Here is a 21,548-nt window from a genome sequence, read left to right on the forward strand (position 1 = left end):
TTATAATACCACTTTTCCGCAGTAGCTCAGTGGTAGAGCATTCGGCTGTTAACCGAACGGTCGCAGGTTCGAATCCTGCCTGCGGAGCCATTTTCATAAAGCCCCTTATGGGAATTATGAGCTGCTGCTTCCATAGCTCAGCAGGTAGAGCACTTCCATGGTAAGGAAGAGGTCACCGGTTCGAGCCCGGTTGGAAGCTCTCTTAATGTAGACAACTAGAATACTAGGCCCCTTGGTCAAGCGGTTAAGACACCGCCCTTTCACGGCGGTAACACGGGTTCGAATCCCGTAGGGGTCACCATAATGGAGGATTAGCTCAGCTGGGAGAGCATCTGCCTTACAAGCAGAGGGTCGGCGGTTCGATCCCGTCATCCTCCACCATATTTGCCGGTGTAGCTCAATTGGTAGAGCAACTGACTTGTAATCAGTAGGTTGGGGGTTCAAGTCCTCTCGCCGGCACCATTTGTTTGAGAACGAGCCATTAGCTCAGTCGGTAGAGCAGATTGCAGCATCAGTGAGTTACTTCACCCGAATAGCAATCTGTGACAAAACACGCAGTGTTTTGGAACATCTGACTCAGCAGAATCAGGCTTTAGGAAACATCACTCATCATGAGCCATTAGCTCAGTCGGTAGAGCATCTGACTTTTAATCAGAGGGTCGAAGGTTCGAGTCCTTCATGGCTCACTTTATAGAAAAACGGAGACCTTGGGAATCGAATCCTGAAGGTCTTACTTGTAAATACAAATATGCTGCGGAAGTAGTTCAGTGGTAGAACATCACCTTGCCAAGGTGGGGGTCGCGGGTTCGAATCCCGTCTTCCGCTCCAAATGGGGCCTTAGCTCAGCTGGGAGAGCGCCTGCTTTGCACGCAGGAGGTCAGCGGTTCGATCCCGCTAGGCTCCACCAGCATACATAATATACCAATCCTTAAATCCGTGTGGTTTAAGGATTTTTTTTTTATAAATATCGGAAAAATAGGACCTTCACCCCAGGCAGCCGTATATATATACACAATTTTGTCGAGTTGAGTCATGTGTTTGAAAGCGGTTAAAATGTATATATGAAGGGAAAGGGAGGACTTGTATTATGAATAGACAGAAATTATCGATAATTGGGATGCCGATGGATCTTGGCCAGATGAGACGCGGTGTGGATATGGGGCCAAGTGCGATTCGGTATGCCGGAGTGAATGAACGTTTAAAATGTTTATTTGAAGAAATCCATGATCAAGGCGATATTGCTATCGGCCGTCCGGAGGTTCAAATCGATCCAAATTCAAATCTTCGAAACTTACACCTTATTGCTGAAAAAACAGAAATGCTTGCAGAAAAAGTTGATCACGCCATAAAAGACGGTTCTTTTCCATTAGTGCTCGGAGGCGACCATAGCATCGCGATTGGAACATTGGCAGGGGTATCAAAGCACTATACGAATCTTGGGGTAATCTGGTATGATGCCCATGGGGATTTAAATACTGCTGAGACGTCACCTTCAGGAAACATTCATGGCATGCCGCTTGCTGTAAGCCTGGGTATGGGCCATCCGCTTTTAACCAATGTTGGGGGATATGGTCCAAAGGTTAAGCCCGAGAATATTGTTATTATTGGGGCAAGGTCATTGGATGAAGGAGAACGGGAGCTTATTAAGGAAAAGGGCATTAAAGTGTACACCATGCATGAAATTGACCGACTTGGAATGACAAAGGTTATGGAAGAGTCTATTACATATTTAAAAGAGAGAAATGCAGATGGTGTTCATCTGTCTCTTGATTTAGATGGGCTGGATCCGCATGATGCACCAGGTGTTGGAACTCCGGTTATTGGCGGCATCAGCTACCGTGAAAGCCACTTGGCCATGGAGATGCTTGCAGAAGCACAAATCATTACATCGGCTGAATTTGTAGAGGTTAATCCTATTTTGGATGACAAGAACAAAACAGCTACTGTAGCAGTTGCGCTTATGGGTTCACTATTTGGCGAGAAGCTTCTATAATAAAGGAAAATAAAAATGAGCAGAACATAGACAAGTTCTGCTCATTTTTTTGCTGTAAGTGTATAATATTTATTTAGAAGTTCATCGAGTTTAATGCTGACATCAACTACCATGTGATCTGTAAAAGATCCGGAAGCTGCTAATTGAATCATTCTTGTCCGGCAGTCCTCAATATCTCTCAATAATTCCTTAACACACACCGTAACCAACCCTTTTCAATAAATTTAGTACTTTTATACCCTAAAAGAAAAAAATTAAACCAGAATAAGTAAAAATTTGCTAATATAGAAATTGAATGTTTTTTTAATTAAAACGAAACCTTTTCCGCTATCGATTCGTATTATCGATTAGCCGCACTGGAGCGGAGGTAAAAAAATGGAGACAATCGTAAAGAAGAGGATAAAGCAAGTATTAAAAGGCGACCAGGATGCTTATGCTGAAGTTGTTGAAATATACAAAGATAAAGTTTTTCAGATTTGCTACAGAATGCTGGGAAACAGGCATGAGGCGGAGGATATCGCTCAAGAGGCCTTCTTAAGAGCTTATGTAAATATTGCCAGCTTTAATATTGACTTGAAATTTTCCACATGGCTCTATCGGATTGCCACTAACCTTTGTATAGACAGAATCAGAAAAAAGAAACCTGATTATTATCTGGATGCAGAGGTCGCCGGAACGGATGGACTGAACATGTATTCTCAAATCGCTTCAGATGCGAGGCTGCCGGAGGATGATGTAGAAAGCTTGGAACTGCAGGAAACAATCCAAAGAGAAATCTCGAAGCTTCCTGAGAAATATCGTTCGGTTATTGTTTTAAAATATATTGAAGAATTATCGCTGAACGAGATCAGTGAAACACTCGATCTTCCATTGGGAACCGTAAAGACCCGGATTCACCGGGGCCGGGAAGCTCTTAGAAATCAATTAAGATATGTTTAATAAAGAGGGTGAGAACTTTGAAATGTCCAGCAGAAATGGTTGTTTATATGCACGAGTACCTAGATGAAGAGATCTCAGCCGAACATGAGAAGGAATTAAGGGCACATCTGCAAACCTGCGTGGAGTGTCAAACTCATTTCCATGAATTAAAGAAAACGATCGCTTTAGTCCAAAGCACTTCACATATACAGGCACCTGAAAATTTCACGGCAAATGTTATGGCGAAATTGCCAAAAGAAAAACGGAAAGTCGGGGTTCAGCGCTGGTTCAGGCATCATCCGCTTTTAACGGCGGCGTCACTCTTTCTTGTTCTGATGATGGGAAGCCTCGCCTCTTCCTGGGATCAGGATCACCAATTATCCGTTTCTAAGCAGCCGAACCTTGTGGTGCAAAACGATAAGGTGATTGTACCTGAAGGTGAAGTGGTAAAAGGTGATGTAGTGGTTAAGAACGGCGACTTGGAAATTCAGGGCGAGATCGAGGGGAATGTTACGGTCATCAATGGCCAGCAGTATATGGCTTCGGCCGGCAAGGTTACTGGAGAAATCGAAGAGGTTGATGCCATATTCGAATGGCTGTGGTATCACATCAAAACGGCAGCTAAGGATGCTGTAAATGTCTTTGAAACCGGAGAGACAGACAAAGAAAAGTAGTCAATAATATAGAGAATCCCTGCTATAAAGCAGGGATTCTTAGTATGCAAATGACAATGCTGAATTTTCCAGATGGCATATGCTGTTTCAAAATTGGAATTAGCGATGAATATGATATAATATGAAAGTTACATAAAGGAACATTAGGCATTTTTGCTTTTGAAATATATATTTGGAGGAAGGATAATGTCGTTTGCGGATTTCTCTATTTTGAAATTGTTGGCTAATACAATAGACATTCTCCTTGTCTGGTACGTCATCTATAAACTCATAATGATTGTTAAAGGAACAAAGGCTGTCCAATTGCTGAAGGGGATTTTTGTCATTATCCTGGTTAAAGTAGCAAGCGACAAGTTCCATCTGCAAACATTAGGATGGATGATGGAGCAAGTGCTTTTATGGGGATTTCTGGCCATCATAATCATTTTCCAGCCAGAGCTGCGAAGAGCACTGGAGCAATTGGGAAGAGGAAGGTTCTTCTCAAGGACTGCTAATCAGGAGGAGGAAAATCAGGAGAAACTGGTCGAGTCTATTGCGAAGGCTGTAGATTATATGGCTAAACGGCGCATTGGTGCGCTAATTTCAGTTGAGCGGGAAACAGGGCTGAACGATTATATTGAAACCGGTATTGGGCTGGATTCCAGAATTTCATCTGAGCTCCTGATTAATATATTTATACCGAATACACCGCTGCATGATGGGGCCGTTATTATTCAAAAGAATTGTGTGGCGGCAGCAGCCTGTTATTTGCCTTTGTCAGAAAGTCCTTTCATTTCAAAAGAACTGGGCACCAGACATAGGGCTGCTTTAGGCATAAGTGAAGTAACTGACAGCATTACCATTATCGTTTCTGAGGAAACAGGAAGTGTTTCCTTAACCAAAAACGGGGAGCTGCACCGTGACTTAAAGGCTGAGGCATTTAAAGATATGCTTTCAAGTGAATTGCTTGTTCAGCAGAAAATAAAGCAGACTTCTTCAGGTCTTTGGAACTGGAGGGGGAAAAAGAATGGATAAGTTAATTGATAAAATGGTAGACACCCGCTGGTTTATGAAGATTGTTGCCTTGATTCTTGCCCTTTTTCTTTTTGACTCTGTGTATGATGCAGATAAGGAATTAAAGGAAATAAATGTTCCGGGCCAGCAGGATTCAGCCATTATTGAAGATGTCCCGGTGAAAAGCTATTATGATACGGAAAACCTGGTCGTAACCGGTACACCGGATACAGTTGATTTGAGTTTGGAGGGCCCAAAAAGTCACCTTGAGTCAGCGAAAAAACAGCAGAACTTTGAAGTATATGTAGATTTGACAGATGCAGAAATTGGCTCGCAAAGAGTAGAAATTAAGATTCGTGATATCTCAGATAAACTGGATGTGACCATTAATCCTCAATATGCAGATGTGACCGTCCACGAAAAAGTCACCCAGGAATTTAAAGTGGATGCAGAATTTAATAACAGCCTTCTTGGTGAGGGCTATACGGCTGAAGCGGCATCTGCAGAACCAAAGACGGTTAAAATCACGGGAGCCAAAGAAGTAATCGAGCGGATCAGTTTTGTTAAAGCAACTCTTGATGTCAAGGGTCCTATAACCGAGACAATCGCTGATGATGCAACAGTCAGGGTATTGGACCGTGAGATGAATAAGCTTGATGTCATTGTGGAGCCTCAGGCCATTCGGGTAACAGTTCCGGTTAAGCAGTTAAGCAAGACGGTGCCGGTTACGATCGTCCGGAACGGGGAAACGCAAGATGGGGTAACCATTAATTCGATTAAACTTGATGTTAATGAGGCTTCTATAACGGGCCGGGAAGATATTTTGAATGAAACTGAAAGTGTCAGGGTAGAGGTAGATGTCAGCAAGATTGAGAAAGATACTGTGCTAACCCTGCCGGTTATTATTCCGGATGGCATTTCAGCAGTAGATCCTAAAACAGTGAAGGCGTCCATTGACGTCAGCACTGAGGAAAATGCAGGAAAAGAAGAAGAGGAAAACACAGAGGAGCCTGCCGAAGAAACACAGGCACAGGCACAGGATCAGGAGGTAACCAAGACCTTTTCCAGCCTTGCCATTAACTTAGCCGGCTTATCAGAAGAATATGAAGCGGCCCTTAAAACTCCTGCTTCCGGAAGGACAAGTATTACGGTTACCGGGAAAAGCAGCAGAGTTCAGGATCTCAAAGCGGACGATTTTAATCTGTATTTGAGCCTGGCAGACCTTGGAGAAGGTGACCATGAGGTGCCAATCAATGTAGACGGCCCTTCAGGTGTGGATATAAAGCCTGATGCAGGTAAAGCGACCATAACGATAACAAAAAAAGAAGAAGCTTAGTATAGTTTTTAAAGTTAGAAGGAGCGATTATAAAATGGGTAAATATTTCGGTACAGATGGAGTACGCGGAGTTGCAAATAGTGAATTGACACCGGAGCTGGCCTTTAAGCTGGGCCGTTTTGGAGGTTATGTATTAACGAAAGACCATGATCGTCCGAAAGTATTAATCGGCCGGGATACCCGTATATCAGGCCATATGCTGGAAGGCGCACTTGTAGCAGGGCTATTATCAATTGGAGCAGAAGTTATGCGCCTTGGAGTCATTTCAACGCCTGGTGTTGCGTATTTAACAAAAGCATTGGGGGCAGAGGCTGGAGTCATGATTTCTGCTTCTCATAATCCGGTTGAAGATAACGGAATCAAGTTCTTTGGCCCGGATGGGTTTAAGCTTTCCGATGATCAGGAAGCGGAAATTGAGGAATTAATGGATATGGCAGAAGATCAGCTTCCAAGACCAGTCGGAGGAAGCCTGGGGCAGGTAAATGATTACTTTGAAGGCGGACAGAAATATCTTCAATACTTAAAGCAGACAGTTGATGAAGATTTCTCCGGCATTCACATTGCGCTTGATTGCGCGCATGGAGCTACTTCGCCGCTTGCAACGCACTTATTTGCTGACCTTGATGCAGATCTATCCATGATGGGCGCATCTCCTAATGGCTTAAATATCAATGCAGGAGTCGGATCTACTCATCCTGAGGCACTATCTGCCTTTGTAAAGGAAAGAGAAGCAGATGTTGGTTTGGCTTTTGACGGAGACGGAGACCGTTTGATCGCTATTGATGAAAATGGCGATATTGTGGATGGAGACCAAATCATGTATATTTGCGGAAAATACATGAAAGAACAGGGAAGACTTAAGCAGAACACAGTCGTTTCTACTGTCATGAGCAATCTTGGTTTCTATAAAGGACTGGAAGCCAACGGGGTCGAAAGTGTGCAGACAGCTGTAGGTGACCGCTATGTTGTGGAAGAAATGAAGAAGAATGGCTATAACCTTGGCGGAGAACAGTCAGGACATATTATTTTCCTTGACTACATCACTACAGGAGATGGACTTTTGACTGGGCTTCAGCTTGTGAACATTATGAAGGTAACTAAAAAGCCATTATCTGAGCTTGCAAACGAAATGAAGAAATTCCCGCAGAAGCTTGTGAATATCCGTGTAACAGACAAGCATCATGTGACAGACAATGAAAAAGTGAAAGCAGTCATTGCACAGGTTGAAGAAGAAATGAACGGAAACGGCCGCATTCTTGTCCGTCCTTCCGGAACAGAGCCGCTGGTCCGTGTCATGGCAGAAGCGCCAACAGGTGAACTATGTGCTTCATATGTAGAGCGCATTGCTGCTGTTGTTGAGAGTGAAATGGGATTAAAAGAGTAAAAAGCACAATTCATATGCATAAGGGAACTCCTGAGCTCCCTTATGCATATTTTTATATATGGCAGCTTCCATCTTTTCTATATCCCTATTTGTTGACGGAAGTCTGACTTTGATGTATGATAATCCTGTTTTTGTATTTAAGAATACAGGACATCCTTATTCAAGAAGAGAAAGGTGGATAGTGAGAGAGAATAGTAATTTAAAGCGCCTGAACTGATCCTGGACGTATGGATTAGTTGACGAGGAGGAGGTTTATCGAATGTTCGGCGGATGCCTCCCGGTTGAAAGCACAACCGATGATTTCTTCTTTAAAACATTCAGGCAACTGAATGGACAAAGAGAAGGGAATGCTAAATTTAAGAAGCGCTCTTCTAAGAGGCTGTTATGCCCCTCAGAGCAGCGTATATAAAAAAAACAGAGATAAGGGGCAGGACTGCCCCGAAAAGGCTTCTTGCCCCTTCATTATTAGGAGGAAAAGAAGTATGTGTGGAATCGTTGGATATATCGGAAACTTAGATTCAAAGGAAATTTTATTAAAAGGCTTGGAAAAGCTTGAATATAGAGGCTATGATTCAGCAGGAATCGCAGTTATGAACGATAACGGAGTTCAGGTTTTCAAGGAAAAAGGCCGTATTGCGGACCTTCGCAGTATTGTTGATGAAGATGTAATGGCAAACACGGGAATTGGACACACCCGCTGGGCAACTCACGGTGTGCCAAGCACAGTCAATGCTCACCCTCATCAAAGCAATTCCGGCCGTTTTACGCTTGTTCATAATGGCGTAATTGAGAACTATGACATCTTAAAGCGCGAATATTTGCAGGGAGTAGCTCTTCAAAGTGATACAGATACAGAAATCATCGTTCAGCTGATTGACTTATTCGTGAGCGAGGGATTAAGCACTGAAGAAGCGTTCCGTAAAACGCTGACACTTTTAAAAGGCTCTTATGCAATTGCTCTTTTGGATGCAGAAAACAATGAAACGATTTTTGTAGCGAAAAACAAGAGCCCGCTTCTGGTTGGATTAGGCGAAACTTTCAATGTAGTCGCTTCTGATGCAATGGCGATGCTGCAGGTTACAGATCAGTATGTTGAACTGATGGACAAAGAAATCGTTATTGTCACAAAAGATGCTGTTCAAATTCAGACACTGAATGGTGAGGCTATCAGCCGTGATCCATATACAGCTGAATTGGATGCAAGCGACATTGAAAAGGGAACATACCCTCACTACATGCTGAAAGAGATCGATGAGCAGCCTTTAGTGATGCGCAAAATCATCCAGAAGTATCAAAATGATCAAGACGAGCTGACGATTGATCAGGAAATCGTTGACGCGATGAACGATGCGGACCGCATTTATATCATTGCTGCAGGTACTTCTTATCATGCAGGACTTGTTGGAAAGCAGTTTATTGAAAAAATCGCAAAAATTCCAGTTGAAGTTCACATTTCAAGTGAGTTTGGCTACAATATGCCATTGCTTTCAGAGAAGCCGTTATTTATCTTTATCTCTCAGAGCGGTGAAACAGCAGACAGCCGTGCCGTGCTTGTGAATATTAAGGAAATGGGCCATAAGGCGTTAACCATTACAAACGTTCCAGGTTCAACTCTATCCCGTGAAGCGGATTACACATTATTGCTTCATGCAGGTCCTGAAATTGCCGTTGCTTCTACAAAGGCATATACAGCCCAGATTGCTGTATTATCTATTCTTGCAGAAGTAACTGCGAAGAGCCGCGGATTGGAGCTGGACTTCAACCTTGTACAGGAGCTCGGCATCGTTGCGAATGCCATGGAAGTTCTTTGTGATGCGAAGGAAGAGTTCGAAGACATTGCACGCAAATTCCTTTCCACTACTCGCAATGCGTTCTTCATTGGCCGTGGAATCGACTTCTATGTTGGCCTTGAAGGTGCACTTAAACTGAAAGAAATCTCATATATTCAAGCTGAAGGCTTTGCAGGCGGAGAATTAAAGCACGGAACTATTGCTCTAATCGAGAACGGTACGCCAATCATTGCCCTGGCAACTCAAGAAAGTGTTAACCTAAGCATTCGCGGCAACGTCAAAGAGGTTGTTGCCCGCGGAGCAAACCCTTGCATCATTTCCATGAAAGGGCTGGAAACAGAAGAAGACAGCTTTATCATTCCGGAAGTGAACGAGCTATTAACACCTCTTATCTCTGTAATACCATTACAATTAATCTCTTACTTTGCTGCCCTGCACCGCGAGTGTGACGTAGATAAGCCGCGTAACCTGGCTAAGTCGGTTACTGTGGAGTAAGGGGATATTTCATCAAATAAGATGTTCCCTAAAACGAGTGGAAATTGGAGGATTGCCTCCAGTTTTCCTCGTTTTTTTTTGTCCAAAGCGGGGAAGCAGGATTCTGACAAAAAACAGGAGAATAAAGAAGTAAATTAGGGAACAACCCATTAAACGACAGTAGAAAGATTAGTTGAACAATATGTTTTATTATGAAGGGAGAATAATATGCCTTGTGTACATGAATTTGGGATACTTGATGATTTAGATAAGCAGAAAGACTACATTCAATATGAACCACACAAATACAATTGTGTTTCTGTTAATGATGATAGTATAAAAAGTCTTGATAACTATTTATCTGCCATGAAGACCTATTATCATTCATTTAGTCGTTCAGAATTCGGTTTAGCCTATTACGGGATTACCCTTATTCCACCTGAGTCGTTATCATTATTTTATGATATTGTCACGTCAGCAGAGTATTTTAAGAAATCTGATGAGCTTAAGGAACTTGCTTCAAAAATCATACAAGCAATAGAGGAAGAGCAGTGCATGATTCATTTTGGTGTTTAATATTAAGTGTATTAGGCTTTTTTAATCAATAATTATAGAAATTATCATTATTACAAGTGGGTGTTAGATTGGATTATACAATGGAATTTGCAGATTCTCTGAGAAGTAAAAAAGTAAAAGTAAAAGAAATAACTAAATGGGGAGCATACCTGAGAAAGCAATGGGAAGAAAGTTTTGCTAACCATCTCAGTGATAAAGAAAAGAAGTCCATTTATTTTTATGACGATGAAGATGGCTTTTGTGGCTACTTATGGCACTTATTTAGTTATGAGAGAAGGGAATGCTTAAAGGAGGAACAGGCTGATATAGCGTTTAATAAAGAAGTGAAGATGTCTTGTTACGTTTTTTATCAGCATTCGGATGATGCTCTTATCCTTGAAAATACTTCACTTTTAACAGCCAGGGACTTTGCAGATGAAGAGGATATTTACGTAGTAGATAAAAAGTTTAATTGGACTTATATAGTAACCCATGAAACAGGCTGGTGCGGTCCATATTTTAGCCGGAAGTGACCTTTAATCTTTACATTTTAAGAAGAGGAGGAGGAGGCAAGAGGCAGTGTAGCAGACGGGAGTGCTGAACCTGGACGTCATACTGAATTCATGAAAAAATTTAATAAAACAGTTGCTGACCATCCTCAATTGGAATCGGTGCTTATTCCTATTGGTGATGGACTGACAATCTCAAAAGTAATTAAATAAAGGCTTACAAAACACAAAAGCAGAATGCTCGATGAAGCATTCTGCCTTTTATTGTCTATAAATCGTAGTAATTTAAAAGCAAATAAGCAATCCATCTGCTTTGAGGGCAGTTTTGGATATTTGCAATCAGCCCTTGTACAATAGCTGGACTCAAGCTGCGGTCCTGTACATCCTTCTTTAATAGGATGAGGGATTCCTTTTCAATCGAATCTTCTAGTTCCTCTATTTTCTGCGCCATGATTTCAATCATTTGACCGTCTGTCATCTCTTCATGTCCGGCCTTCCTGAACGTGTCATAGAGCTCGTCTGTTATAAACGGGATTTCTGAGTGCTTTGCCAGCAGGTCCGTTTTTTCAACGAGTGACCGGCACAGAAGGTCCAAATCCAAAGGTATATTGAAAAATAAAAATAAATGAGAGTACACATGCATGAAGCCTTTGATGCAATAAATTAAATCATATTTTGTATGCTGGACAGTCTCACCATATAGCTGGTCCAGCATTGATAGGGTGATATCATCAATTAATTGGTCAAAGTGGCGCCCCTTTGATAGCAGCTCTTCATTAAACGTATGCGCTTGTTCCTTAATAAAAATCTTGGCGAAGTCAGAATGCTTTTGAAAGGAGTGGAAAGTGGTGTAATAAAACTTCCTTAAAAGCTCTCCGCCTGTATTATTCGGATCTTTGACTATTCGGTCAATATCTGAGACAAACTGATCCATAAACTGATCGATCAAAGCCATGATTAATTCATCTTTTGATTTGAATGATAAGTAGAAAGCTCCTTTGGAAATACCGGAGTGAACGGTGATCTGCTGAACAGAGGTAGCTTCAAACCCTTGCTTGGCAAAGAGTTCTAAAGCGCTTTCCATAATTAATTGCTTCTTGCTCATGTAAGAATGTCACTCCTTTTTGATTGACAAATGACCACCTGGTCATTATTATATGTAATTGAGTCTAATAAGTCAATTTAGGGTAGGTGCACAAGTGAAAGGGTTAGTGAATTTTGTCCTGCAGAATAAACTTGCAGTCTGGCTGTTAACAATTATTATCACGGTATCTGGCATTTATTCAGGTACACGGATGAATATGGAGACTATTCCGGATGTCTCAATTCCTTACTTAATGGTAATGGACGTATATCCGGGGGCAACTCCTGAAAAAGTGATGGATGATGTGTCCATCCCAATCGAAAAAGCCGTCGAAGGCCTTGAAGATGTTAAATCTGTTTACTCAAATTCATATTCTAACATGTCGAATATCCAAGTGGAATATGAATATGGTATTGATATGGACGAAGCCAAACGTGCTCTTCAATCGGCTCTGGATGCAGTGGAGCTGCCGGAAGGAGCACAGGAACCGACCATTACGGCCATCAGCATGAACATGATGCCGGTTGCTGCGCTGAGTGTAAGCAGCAAATCAGAGGATATTGTGGAGTTAACTTCAACAGTAGAAGATATCATACTGCCAAAACTTGAAAAAATTGATGGTGTAGCATCAGCGACCATCACGGGCCAGCATGTGGAAGAAGTGCAGCTCACATACAACGAAGAAAAATTGGCTGAGCTTGAGCTCACCGAAGATAAAGTAAAGGAAATGATTCAGGCAAGCAACATGGCTGTATCATTGGGACTTTACGAATTTGAAGAAGGTGAGCAGGCTGTCGCAGTGGACGGCAAGTTCATGACCGAGGATGAATTAAAGAACATGCTCATCCCGGTAACACCAACCGCACAAAACCAGTCACCTTTTGTGAAGCTTAGTGACATTGCCGAGATTGATACGGTCGGCAGAGTGCAATCTGTATCACGTACAAATGGTGATGATGCCATTGCCATTCAAATCGTCAAAGAACAGCAGGCTAACACTGTTGAAGTAGTCAACAATGTCAAAGAATTAATCAAGGAAGAAAAGGAAAAGATTGATGGCCTTGTCATAGATCTTTCACTTGACCAAGGTAAGCCGATTGAAGATTCCGTTTCAACTATGATTGAAAAGGCCGTGTTCGGCGGGCTGATTGCAGTCTTGATTATTTTGCTGTTCCTGCGTGATTTTAAATCAACGATCATCTCGATCGTATCGATTCCAGTTTCGATTTTTATGGCGCTGCTATTGCTTCACTGGATGGATATTACGCTGAACATAATGACGTTGGGAGCCGTTACGGTTGCCATTGGCCGTGTTATTGATGACTCAATTGTAGTCGTTGAAAATATTTACCGCCGCCTTCATCTGAAGGAAGAAAAACTGACAGGGCGCGCACTTATTCGAGAAGCTACGATTGAAATGTTCAAGCCAATCCTCTCCTCGACATTGGTAACCGTTGCTGTATTCGCACCGCTCATTTTTGTCGGGGGAATGGTCGGCGAGCTGTTTACGCCATTCGCTTTGACCATGACTTTCGCGCTTGGTGCTTCACTTCTTGTAGCGATTACCATTGTTCCGGCACTATCTCATTTCTTGTTCAAAAAGAAATTATATAGTGAAAAAACGGAAGGAAGCCATAAAGAGGCTGGAAAGCTGTCAAAATGGTATAAAGGCATACTTGAGAAGACTCTTAATCATAAGATTATTACTTCCATCATTGCCGTTGTCCTGCTGGCGGGAAGCTTAGCGCTGACACCTTTGATCGGATTCAGCTTTATGGGCAGCGAAGAAGAAAAAGTGATGTACTTAACGTACACACCTGAAGCTGGAGAATTGAAAGAAGAAACATTAAAGAACGTTGAAGCAGTAGAAGAAAAAATGCTTAAACGTGATGATATTGACATTGTTCAAATATCTGTAACCGAGGAAGCGGACCAAATGACTGCCATGATGGGCGGAGGTGCAGGCGGTGCCTTAATGTACCTGATCTTTGACCCTGAAATGGATAATTTCCCTGAAGTCCGTGAAGAAATAGAAGATTATGTGTTTAATATCGGACAATCTGGTGAGTGGAAAAGCCAGAGCTTCACCTCTATGTCCGGTTCAACCAATGACGTCAGCTACACATTCTACAGTGAAGATTTAGATAAGCTGAATGATGCTGTCAAAATGGTCGAAGATGTGCTGAAGGAAAATAAAGAATTGGAGGATGTTTCTTCAAGTGCAGAAGATGCCTTTGTTGAGTATACCTTCAATGTGGAGCAGGATGAACTGCTGCAGTACGGTCTGACAGCGGGGCAAATTGTCATGATGCTGAATCCTTCAAACACCAAGGATGTTCTGACAACGATTGAAAAAGATGGTGAAACCCTTGAAGTCATCGTCCAGCAGGAGAAGGCGGAACAGCCGAAATCCATTGATGATATTCTGAAGACTCAAGTACCGACAGCAATGGGTACAACGATGCCTCTTTCCGAGCTGGTCACAGTGGAAGAGGGCACGACACATAACACGCTTGCCCGCAGTAAAGGTGAGTACTACGCAACCGTATCAGGCAGTGTGAAAGGCGATGACATCTCAAAGGCTACTTCTGCAGCAGATGACGCGATTGATAAATTGGATCTGCCGAAAGGTGTAACAGTTGGTGTAGCCGGCGTTCAGGCGGATATGAATGAGACATTCACACAGCTGGGCGCTGCGATGCTTGCTGCGATCGCGATTGTGTACTTTATTCTGGTTGTCACATTCCGTGAAGGAGTGGCGCCATTTGCGATTCTCTTCTCCCTTCCATTTGCCGTGATTGGTTCGTTTGTTGGCTTATTAATTGCCGGTGAAACCATTTCTGTATCGGTCATGATGGGAATGCTCATGCTAATTGGTATCGTCGTAACCAATGCCATCGTTCTGGTGGACCGGATCATCCATATGGAACGTGACGGCCTGGTCATGAGGGAAGCCGTACTGGAAGCGGGAGCAACCCGCCTTCGCCCTATCCTGATGACAGCCATTGCGACAATTGGCGCCTTAATTCCACTGGCCATCGGCTCCGGCGGCGGTGGAGGGCTTATCTCCAAAGGCCTTGCGGTTACCGTTATCGGCGGTCTGGCAAGCTCGACACTATTGACTCTGATCATTGTGCCGATTGTGTATGAAGTATTATCGAAAATGTTTAAGAAAAACCGCAGAGAAATCGAAGAAAACTAATAGAAAGCCCTGCAGGATAGATGAATGCCTGCAGGGCTTTTCTCTTTATTCAGCTAAATCCCCCTGATAAACTCCCTCTTTTCTTTTACAAGATCGACTCTTGCAAATAAAAGTACATACATAACAGCAAAAATAAGATATGCCAGGCCAATGATCAGGCTAAGGGTCCTTGGAGCAAATATCTCAAGCAGAAATCCTGCTGTACCCATGGAGACAGCCAGGGAAAGGTTGGAGATCATCTCCATTAAACCGAAAAAGGTTCCCTGCCTGGATCGGGGTATGAATTTCATCATCACGGTATCCAGGCAGATGTTGCCGATTCCGCCCGCAAAGGTGATCAGCACGACAGTGAAAAGGGCTGCGTAAAAGCTTGGCGCGAGACTCAGTAAAACATGGCCGGCGCCTTCTAATGCGATAAAGATGATCGCAAGTGCAAGGAGGCCGCGCTTCATCATATGAGAAAAAAAGGAGCTTAGAATAAGGCCAATTCCCAGTGCGCCATACATAAATCCCACACCCAACTCACCCATATCAAAAACTTCCAGCCCGTATATACTGACAAGAATATTGTCTATGCCATTGGCGAGCGGCATGGTCAGCATCATAATAAAAAAGGCAATCAGTGCGGAAGAGCCAAGAATCAGTTTCCCTGGTGAAATGGCTGCCGATGTCCCCGGTTTCCTCCTATGTTCCTCGGAAACTGACGGGAAAACCATTCTGGAGATCAGATACGCTGATAACAGAAAGGTAAGGCCGTTAATCATAAAAGCAGCATGGTTCCCAAGAAAGTAGGCGAGGATCCCGCCGGTGCTTGATCCAATAATGAGGACGGAACCGATCATAATTTGTTCAATCGCATTTACATATATAAGCCTATCTGATTTTACAAGGGCAGGTATCGCAGACATTCTTGCCGGTGAATAGATGGCTTCGCCCATTGAGATCAGGAGTGCACTTGTGTAAACAATCCATAGATCCCCGGGTTCCCTTACGAAAAGAAGGCAGAGGACGGCCGGCACTCTCAGCAGGTCCACTGTCACCAGAATGGCTTTCTTGGAAAAGCGGTCTGCGAGCATGCCCCCTATTGGAGCAATGAAGAAAAAGGGTGCCATGCGAATGGCGAATAAAAGGCCGATTGCGACTCCAGAGCCGGTTACATGGTAGAGTAGCGCAAGCAGTGCAACCTGTGTAAATCGATTTCCAATTCCATTAATGACACCAGCCCAAAAGAGCTTTTGATAATTTTTCTCCTGTTTCCATACAGTCCAATTTGTCATGTTAATGCACCTCAGTGGAAAGTGATTCGATAGTTATCTAATTTGTCGGCGGAAGTTAACGATTAGATATATATCTAATTAGATTATATTCAAATTAGTTTGTTTGCACAATCATATTTTTTCAGTGATGAAACTTTTCCTATTTAGAATCGTAAAGATGATTAAGGAGGCGGGTGCGATGAAACTGCTATTCGAGGTCATATTTCTGTTCATTGTTATCTATTTCAGCTATCACTACATTATCCTTATAACCAAAATGAAGAAAACTGCCCTTATTCCTTCAGATAAGAAAGACCTGAGTGCAGTAAGGAAATTCCCCCAAAAAACTTCGGATAGCCCTGTTATCTCCAAAAACAAGCTGGGGCTCACTATGTATGCTGTCATGCTGGCATTTCTAATCGCTATGTTTATAGTCGGTAAATATACTATGAATTTCAGCTGGACCTATCTCTATCTTCTGTTCATCCCTTTAATCAATGCCAAAGATCTCCTGAATGTCTTTGCTGTCTATGATGACGGCTTTATAAGCGGAAGCAGGTTTGTTCCATGGAAAAACCTGAAGTCCTTCCAGTTCAAAAAAATAGATTTAAATCATAAATACTATGGATTTTCTCCGGAAGTAAATGAAGGCTACGAACTTATCCTTAAAACAAAAATGTTCAGCCACAGTCTGGTTGTAACGGAAGAGGAAATGAAAGAGAGGCTTGCAGTATTAGTAAAACAGTATGCAAAAGAGAAATAAGCTGGCATTTTAGCACAGCCAGCTTATTTTCTATTTATATTCTATGACTAGCATATCCCAGTAGGTTAGGGAAGGAAGGGTAAATGTAATGGTATCTCCTGCCCTCTTAAATGGAATGCTGATTGGTTTTATTGATGGATAGTCCGGTGTGGTAAACCAGAGTTTCACAATATTCCTTTCATTTTTTATTTGAAAGCGGAGGCTGGACCTTTTGGAGGGAAGGGGCTGACTGGCATTTGTATCCCGCCATTCCATTGATGTTGCCTCAAGAAAATTAATAAAATGAACAACTTTTCTGTTCTCGGCCTGTTTTGCCAGCACCCAAACCTGCCCTTGTTTTGGTTCGTCTTTCGATAAAGGCATTTCATCAAGTGAGGTTATGTCAATGCTTGAAGAACTGACATGATCTCTTAACAGATTCTCATAGGCTGTAAGAAAGTCATAATATCGGATTAATTTTCTCTTTAATTTACCCGATAGACTCAATTGATTATGAGGGAAATATTCTTTGGAGAGCATATGCTCGCCGAGCTCAAGATGAGCTCCTCCATTAGCAAAAATAACTGAGTTTGTGAGCAATATTCCCGCTTCGTTAAATTCTCCTGTTTGATTGGAATGGTCATAATTCATATAAGCGGCCAGCACTGAGCTTTGAAAGCGGCTTGAGAGCGAAGCATTTTCATCCAGTATTTTCTTTAAATCGGCATAGTATTTATATTCATCCCAGACTTCTGTATAAAGAAAGGCTGGGGAAGCACTTGCAATTGATGACTGGCCATACTGATTGACAGCATTCACGACAGCCGTCTTTTCCGGAAGCTGCTGTTTTATTTTTTCCAAAAAAGGCTGAAAGCTGTCTGAAATGGAAATAGGATCTCCCCATTCATTGTACACCTCCCCGCGGTTTCCCAGCTGGTCAATGTGCCAGCCATCAAAAGGAAGATGCTCGTATACATTGTGATGCTTCTCGATGATATAATCCTGCCACCATGGATTTGTGGGATTCATTATCATGATATTGCTTTTCCAATCATCTGGAAGGGGATGGGCATCGATTAGTGTTTGATTGGGATCTTTGAACAATAGCCATTCCTGCGGAAGTCCTCTATTTTCAAAAGAACCGTAAAGCAAATTATAGCTCATCGCTTTCATATTTTTTTGGTGTGCCAGATCAATATATTGCTTAATGGTATTAAACGAGACTTCACGGTTAGCGACGTCCTGCCAATGACCGGCAGGAGAGCCATTTTCCATTTTTAGCGGCTCCTGATGCTCATAGTGCCAATCGTAAAACTGCAATCCGTTTATATGATATCGATTTAACCGCGAAATGACGTCTTCCATTTCTTCGATCGGGATCTCGCCAAAATCGGAAAGAAATCCATAGCGGGGAAACTTGCTCCAGTCACTGGAAACATCTACAGCTATCGTTTCAGATTGTTTATAGTCTTCTTTTACCATTTCAACTTCTGCCAGATAGCCTTTATAGTCCTCATCAGGCGGCTGCCAGCTCCATGATAGCTCGCCTGTTTTCGCTGCAGAAATCTCCTCTTCTCCGATCTTTTCATCTAAGTGGAAATAAGAGACCTTTAGTTTTCCATTTGATTGTTGAATTTTTAGAGTGAAGCGTACCTCATCTCCTGGATTGTACCGTGTCTGGTCGGTATGGAGGCTGCTGAAAAGATTCCCGGGTGCGGTGTTTATGCTGGTACGGGTCTTATCGGTGTCAGCACTCTCCAGGTATATAAAGACGGAGGCTGCTGTCAGCATAATCAATATCAGCAGCACAGCCCATTTAATCTTTGACATCAAGTTCACCTCCATTAATAAGGAAGGGACTAATCAGAATCTGATTAGCCCCATGTAAAGATATTAAAATTTAACTTGAACCTTCTTGTTTTCCTCTGCAGGAATATTGACATAGAGTGTTTTGGTTTTTTCTTCATAGAAGAAAGAACGCTTCGTTTTTGTCATCTCATCAAGAGATTTTGCTGACTTGTATTTATTGCCGGCAGCATGAACTTTCTTTGGCGCCTTTTCATTATTAAGCTTAAGAGTATACTGTGCAATAGCTGAATCAAATTGATTGGAGCTCATCGTTTGAGAGAATTCAATTTTGTTTCGTTTTTTCACGATGTTAAAGTCTGTTACATTAAATTCACCATCACGGTGGTCCAATGATTTGCCATCATCTTCATAAAAGCTGTATGTTGCTTCTTGATCCAGATAAGTGTCCAGTACAAGGTTTGTTAATTCTTTTTCACCAGTATATTGCTGAACTTCCCGTGTTGGGATCATAGAATCCTTTTTAACAAATATCGGTAATTGCTCAAGCGGTGCATTTACGGTAATGGTCTGGCCGCCCTTGAATTCTTCCTTTGTCCAGAAGTCTACCCATGTTTCACCTGCCGGAAGGTATACTTGACGGCTTGTTTGTCCTTTTGTGACAACAGGAGCAAGCATCAGGGAATCACCAAACATAAATTGGTCGCTGATATCGTATGTGTTTTCATCTTGCTGGTATTGATAAACCAATGGCTGCTGTACAGGTTTTCCTGTTTCGGAAGAATCTTTGAATGCATTATACAGGTAAGGCATTAACTGATAGCGCATTTCGATATATTTCTTGGCAATGCCCTCCACTTCAGTTCCGAATGCCCATGGTTCCTGTCCTTGCTTAACTTCTGCTTTCGCATCTGAATCATAATGGATGCGGGAGAATGGAAGAAAGGCTCCAACTTGGATCCAGCGGGTATATAGCTCACTGTCAGGGCGTGAAGCAAATCCGCCGATATCATTTCCGACAAAAGAAACACCGGATAAACCAATATTCATATTCATTGGAAGAGACATTTGCAGATGTTCCCAGTTACTTACATTATCACCAGTCCATAGAGCTGCATAACGCTGTGAGCCCGCATACATATCGCGAGTCAGGACGAATGGACGTTCATTCGGCTTATACATATCCCAGGCATTATACGTAGCTTCTGCTTCGTCATGGCCATATAGGTTGTGATACTCTGTGTGAAGAAGTTTATCATTTTCAAAGCCGAAATAAGTATCCAGCGGCATTGTGTGGTTATATTCGCCGCCATCTACAAATACAGCCGGCTCGTTCATATCATTCCAGATGCCGTCAATTCCTGCATCAAAAAGAACGTTATGGTTTTTTGCCCACCAATTACGCACTTCCTCTTTTGAGAAATCAGGGAATGCGGAATCACCAGGCCATACCGGCCCGATAAAGTTTGTGCCATCGGCATTCTTGCCCCAGTAATCATTCTGTGTACCTTCTTGATAGATTCGGTAGTTTTCATCCTGTTTGACTGCAGGGTCGTTAATTGCAATTGCATGGAATCCTTTCATTGCTTTCAGCTTCTGAAGGGCATCCTTGTACTTCTGATCCCAAGTAAAGACACGATACTCCTGCATATAATCAATATCAAAATGCATCGTATCGAGCGGGATGTTTTTTTCGCGGTATGTGGATGCTACATCAACAATCTCATCTGCTGTATAGCCCCATTTACTTTGATGAAGACCTAAAGTCCACTTTGCGGGAAGGTCCATTTTACCCGTTAATTCTGTATAAACATCCAATACGTTTGAAATTTCAGGCCCATACATAAAGTAATAAGTTAGAGGCCCGCCGTTTGCATAAAAATAGTAGTAATCATCCGATTCACTGGCCATTTCATAGTAAGAACGGTATGTATTATCAAAAAGAATACCGTATGCTTTTTTATCTTTTAATCCCATAAAGAAAGGAATGGCCGTGTAAAGATATTTCGTATCTTTCGTATAGGCGTAAGCATCTGTATTCCACATTCCGATGCTTTCTCCGCGCTGGTTCAGATTTAATCCAGCTTGCTCGCCAAATCCGTAGAAGTTTTCGCCTTTTTGAGTTTTCTTAAAGACGTAGGGCTTGCCATCTTCATAACCGGCAGAAGCTCCATTTTCTAAGTAATCTTCGTTAATGACATTTCCCTTCTTATCCAGAAACTTAATTCCGAAAGGAGATTTTTTAATTTTGATGGTTAATTCTTCAGTTGAGATCGTGAATTCTTTTCCATCCTGGGCAGTGAAGCGGGGAGTTTTCCAGTCTTTTTTCTGAATGGCAGGAGAATCTTCTTCTTGCTGTCCATCCTTTAGAATAGATACTTTTACAAGATCTTTAGAATAAATTCTGATATAGGCGTTAAATTCACCTAAATCAAATTGAAATCCATTATCCAATTTTTTGATATTTTTTACAGATAGTTTCTGTAAATTCTCCTTATTAAGCGGAGTATCTGCTTCCGGCTGTGTGACAGCTGCCAAGGCAGAAGGCAGGCTTGCTGAAAGTGCGATAACCATTGCAAGGGCTGCAATAAATAGCACTCTTAGCGATTGTAACGCTTTGCTCATATTGACACCTCAATCATTTATTTTTATAGCGATATTTACTTTAGCTCTCTGATGAAAGAAAGGTCAATACTTGTATATACAGGAATATCAAGGTGGGGGATAATACCCGCCCCTTGCTATGACAAAAGGATGGAAACGATTACTGCTGAATGAGAAAGCGTTTTATGCAACAGACAAAATGATTCAAATGTCCTTCATTTTAATGAC

16 protein-coding genes, 8 tRNA genes and 1 pseudogene are annotated in these 21,548 nt (G+C 42.2%); 20 read left to right on the forward strand and 5 right to left on the reverse strand.

What is annotated here, in order from left to right; all coding sequences use genetic code 11:
- Nucleotides 1–15: 15 nt before the first annotated feature.
- The 9 genes from BK139_RS20620 (at nucleotide 16) to rocF (ending at nucleotide 1,993) form a co-directional block, all read left to right on the forward strand.
- Nucleotides 16–90: transfer RNA gene (locus BK139_RS20620), tRNA-Asn, on the forward strand.
- 36 nt (nucleotides 91–126) lie between these two features.
- Nucleotides 127–199: transfer RNA gene (locus tag BK139_RS20625), tRNA-Thr, on the forward strand.
- Between the two features lie 27 nt (nucleotides 200–226).
- Nucleotides 227–301, forward strand: a tRNA-Glu gene (locus tag BK139_RS20630).
- Nucleotides 302–305: 4 nt separating this feature from the next.
- Nucleotides 306–381 (forward strand) — tRNA-Val (locus BK139_RS20635).
- Between the two features lie 5 nt (nucleotides 382–386).
- Nucleotides 387–462: transfer RNA gene (locus BK139_RS20640), tRNA-Thr, on the forward strand.
- A gap of 151 nt (nucleotides 463–613) precedes the next feature.
- Nucleotides 614–686 (forward strand) — tRNA-Lys (locus BK139_RS20645).
- 67 nt (nucleotides 687–753) lie between these two features.
- A tRNA-Gly gene (locus BK139_RS20650) sits at nucleotides 754–828 on the forward strand.
- A gap of 3 nt (nucleotides 829–831) precedes the next feature.
- A tRNA-Ala gene (locus BK139_RS20655) sits at nucleotides 832–907 on the forward strand.
- Nucleotides 908–1,087: 180 nt separating this feature from the next.
- Nucleotides 1,088–1,993, forward strand: coding sequence for an arginase (gene rocF / locus BK139_RS20660; protein WP_076262537.1), 906 nt, complete (start codon nucleotides 1,088–1,090; stop codon nucleotides 1,991–1,993).
- Nucleotides 1,994–2,034: 41 nt separating this feature from the next.
- Here the strand turns inward: rocF and BK139_RS20665 are convergent, their stop codons facing one another.
- Nucleotides 2,035–2,193: an aspartyl-phosphate phosphatase Spo0E family protein gene (locus BK139_RS20665; protein ID WP_076262539.1), complete on the reverse strand. Its 159-nt coding sequence runs from the start codon at nucleotides 2,191–2,193 to the stop codon at nucleotides 2,035–2,037.
- A gap of 175 nt (nucleotides 2,194–2,368) precedes the next feature.
- Here BK139_RS20665 and sigW point away from each other — a divergent pair, with 175 nt between their 5' ends.
- The 9 genes and pseudogenes from sigW to BK139_RS20710 form a co-directional block, all read left to right on the forward strand.
- Nucleotides 2,369–2,932: an RNA polymerase sigma factor SigW gene (gene sigW / locus BK139_RS20670; protein WP_061794087.1), complete on the forward strand. Its 564-nt coding sequence runs from the start codon at nucleotides 2,369–2,371 to the stop codon at nucleotides 2,930–2,932.
- A gap of 17 nt (nucleotides 2,933–2,949) precedes the next feature.
- A complete protein-coding gene (locus tag BK139_RS20675) occupies nucleotides 2,950–3,585 on the forward strand; it encodes an anti-sigma factor family protein (protein ID WP_076262542.1) in 636 nt (211 codons plus the stop codon).
- A 186-nt stretch (nucleotides 3,586–3,771) separates the two neighbouring features.
- Nucleotides 3,772–4,599, forward strand: coding sequence for a diadenylate cyclase CdaA (cdaA, locus tag BK139_RS20680; protein WP_076262545.1), 828 nt, complete (start codon nucleotides 3,772–3,774; stop codon nucleotides 4,597–4,599).
- The gene (locus BK139_RS20685; protein WP_076262548.1) at nucleotides 4,592–5,914 is read left to right on the forward strand and encodes a CdaR family protein; all 1,323 of its coding nucleotides are present in this window, start codon (nucleotides 4,592–4,594) and stop codon (nucleotides 5,912–5,914) included. The genes cdaA and BK139_RS20685 overlap by 8 nt, the downstream gene beginning before the upstream one ends.
- Nucleotides 5,915–5,948: 34 nt before the next feature.
- The gene (gene glmM / locus BK139_RS20690) at nucleotides 5,949–7,298 is read left to right on the forward strand and encodes a phosphoglucosamine mutase (protein ID WP_076262550.1); all 1,350 of its coding nucleotides are present in this window, start codon (nucleotides 5,949–5,951) and stop codon (nucleotides 7,296–7,298) included.
- 482 nt (nucleotides 7,299–7,780) lie between these two features.
- Nucleotides 7,781–9,583 carry a glutamine--fructose-6-phosphate transaminase (isomerizing) gene (gene glmS, locus BK139_RS20695; protein ID WP_076262552.1) on the forward strand — a complete coding sequence of 601 codons (1,803 nt, stop codon included), beginning with the start codon at nucleotides 7,781–7,783 and terminating at the stop codon, nucleotides 9,581–9,583.
- Nucleotides 9,584–9,790: 207 nt separating this feature from the next.
- Nucleotides 9,791–10,138, forward strand: coding sequence for a short-chain dehydrogenase (locus tag BK139_RS20700; RefSeq protein WP_076262555.1), 348 nt, complete (start codon nucleotides 9,791–9,793; stop codon nucleotides 10,136–10,138).
- Nucleotides 10,139–10,218: 80 nt separating this feature from the next.
- Entirely contained in the window at nucleotides 10,219–10,650 is a 432-nt protein-coding gene (locus BK139_RS20705; protein WP_076262623.1) for a DUF4275 family protein, read from the forward strand.
- 36 nt (nucleotides 10,651–10,686) lie between these two features.
- A pseudogene (locus BK139_RS20710) lies at nucleotides 10,687–10,839 on the forward strand (O-methyltransferase); the annotation flags it as partial.
- 55 nt (nucleotides 10,840–10,894) lie between these two features.
- Here BK139_RS20710 and BK139_RS20715 read toward each other — a convergent pair.
- Nucleotides 10,895–11,731 carry a TetR/AcrR family transcriptional regulator gene (locus BK139_RS20715; RefSeq protein WP_076262558.1) on the reverse strand — a complete coding sequence of 279 codons (837 nt, stop codon included), beginning with the start codon at nucleotides 11,729–11,731 and terminating at the stop codon, nucleotides 10,895–10,897.
- 94 nt (nucleotides 11,732–11,825) lie between these two features.
- Between BK139_RS20715 and BK139_RS20720 the strand changes: the two genes are divergently transcribed.
- Nucleotides 11,826–14,912, forward strand: a complete 3,087-nt coding sequence (locus BK139_RS20720) for an efflux RND transporter permease subunit (RefSeq protein ID WP_076262561.1) — start codon at nucleotides 11,826–11,828, stop codon at nucleotides 14,910–14,912.
- A 53-nt stretch (nucleotides 14,913–14,965) separates the two neighbouring features.
- Here BK139_RS20720 and BK139_RS20725 read toward each other — a convergent pair whose 3' ends face one another.
- Complete coding sequence (locus BK139_RS20725) at nucleotides 14,966–16,189, reverse strand: MFS transporter (protein ID WP_076262563.1); 1,224 nt, start codon at nucleotides 16,187–16,189, stop codon at nucleotides 14,966–14,968.
- A 178-nt stretch (nucleotides 16,190–16,367) separates the two neighbouring features.
- Here BK139_RS20725 and BK139_RS20730 point away from each other — a divergent pair, with 178 nt between their 5' ends.
- Nucleotides 16,368–16,931 carry a hypothetical protein gene (locus BK139_RS20730; RefSeq protein ID WP_076262565.1) on the forward strand — a complete coding sequence of 188 codons (564 nt, stop codon included), beginning with the start codon at nucleotides 16,368–16,370 and terminating at the stop codon, nucleotides 16,929–16,931.
- Nucleotides 16,932–16,961: 30 nt separating this feature from the next.
- On the opposite strand, the gene BK139_RS20735 is transcribed toward BK139_RS20730, so the two are convergent.
- Both BK139_RS20735 and BK139_RS20740 read right to left on the reverse strand, forming a co-directional pair.
- Nucleotides 16,962–18,740: a glycoside hydrolase family 66 protein gene (locus BK139_RS20735; RefSeq protein WP_076262567.1), complete on the reverse strand. Its 1,779-nt coding sequence runs from the start codon at nucleotides 18,738–18,740 to the stop codon at nucleotides 16,962–16,964.
- A gap of 63 nt (nucleotides 18,741–18,803) precedes the next feature.
- On the reverse strand, nucleotides 18,804–21,341 hold the full coding sequence (locus BK139_RS20740) for a glycoside hydrolase family 31 protein (RefSeq protein ID WP_076262569.1): 2,538 nt from the start codon (nucleotides 21,339–21,341) through the stop codon (nucleotides 18,804–18,806).
- Nucleotides 21,342–21,548 lie beyond the last annotated feature (207 nt).

The organism is Paenibacillus sp. FSL R5-0490, from assembly GCF_001956215.1.
GTDB lineage: Bacteria > Bacillota > Bacilli > Bacillales > Cytobacillaceae > Cytobacillus.

Coding starts and splice junctions, on each gene's coding strand:
- glmS (WP_076262552.1), top strand. CDS start 7,781: ATGTGTGGAATCGTTGGATATATCGGAAACTTAGATTCAAAGGAAATT.
- rocF (WP_076262537.1), top strand. CDS start 1,088: ATGAATAGACAGAAATTATCGATAATTGGGATGCCGATGGATCTTGGC.
- BK139_RS20740 (WP_076262569.1), bottom strand. CDS start 21,341: ATGAGCAAAGCGTTACAATCGCTAAGAGTGCTATTTATTGCAGCCCTT.
- BK139_RS20715 (WP_076262558.1), bottom strand. CDS start 11,731: ATGAGCAAGAAGCAATTAATTATGGAAAGCGCTTTAGAACTCTTTGCC.
- BK139_RS20735 (WP_076262567.1), bottom strand. CDS start 18,740: ATGTCAAAGATTAAATGGGCTGTGCTGCTGATATTGATTATGCTGACA.
- sigW (WP_061794087.1), top strand. CDS start 2,369: ATGGAGACAATCGTAAAGAAGAGGATAAAGCAAGTATTAAAAGGCGAC.
- BK139_RS20705 (WP_076262623.1), top strand. CDS start 10,219: ATGGAATTTGCAGATTCTCTGAGAAGTAAAAAAGTAAAAGTAAAAGAA.
- BK139_RS20700 (WP_076262555.1), top strand. CDS start 9,791: ATGCCTTGTGTACATGAATTTGGGATACTTGATGATTTAGATAAGCAG.
- BK139_RS20730 (WP_076262565.1), top strand. CDS start 16,368: ATGAAACTGCTATTCGAGGTCATATTTCTGTTCATTGTTATCTATTTC.
- BK139_RS20725 (WP_076262563.1), bottom strand. CDS start 16,189: ATGACAAATTGGACTGTATGGAAACAGGAGAAAAATTATCAAAAGCTC.
- glmM (WP_076262550.1), top strand. CDS start 5,949: ATGGGTAAATATTTCGGTACAGATGGAGTACGCGGAGTTGCAAATAGT.
- BK139_RS20685 (WP_076262548.1), top strand. CDS start 4,592: ATGGATAAGTTAATTGATAAAATGGTAGACACCCGCTGGTTTATGAAG.
- cdaA (WP_076262545.1), top strand. CDS start 3,772: ATGTCGTTTGCGGATTTCTCTATTTTGAAATTGTTGGCTAATACAATA.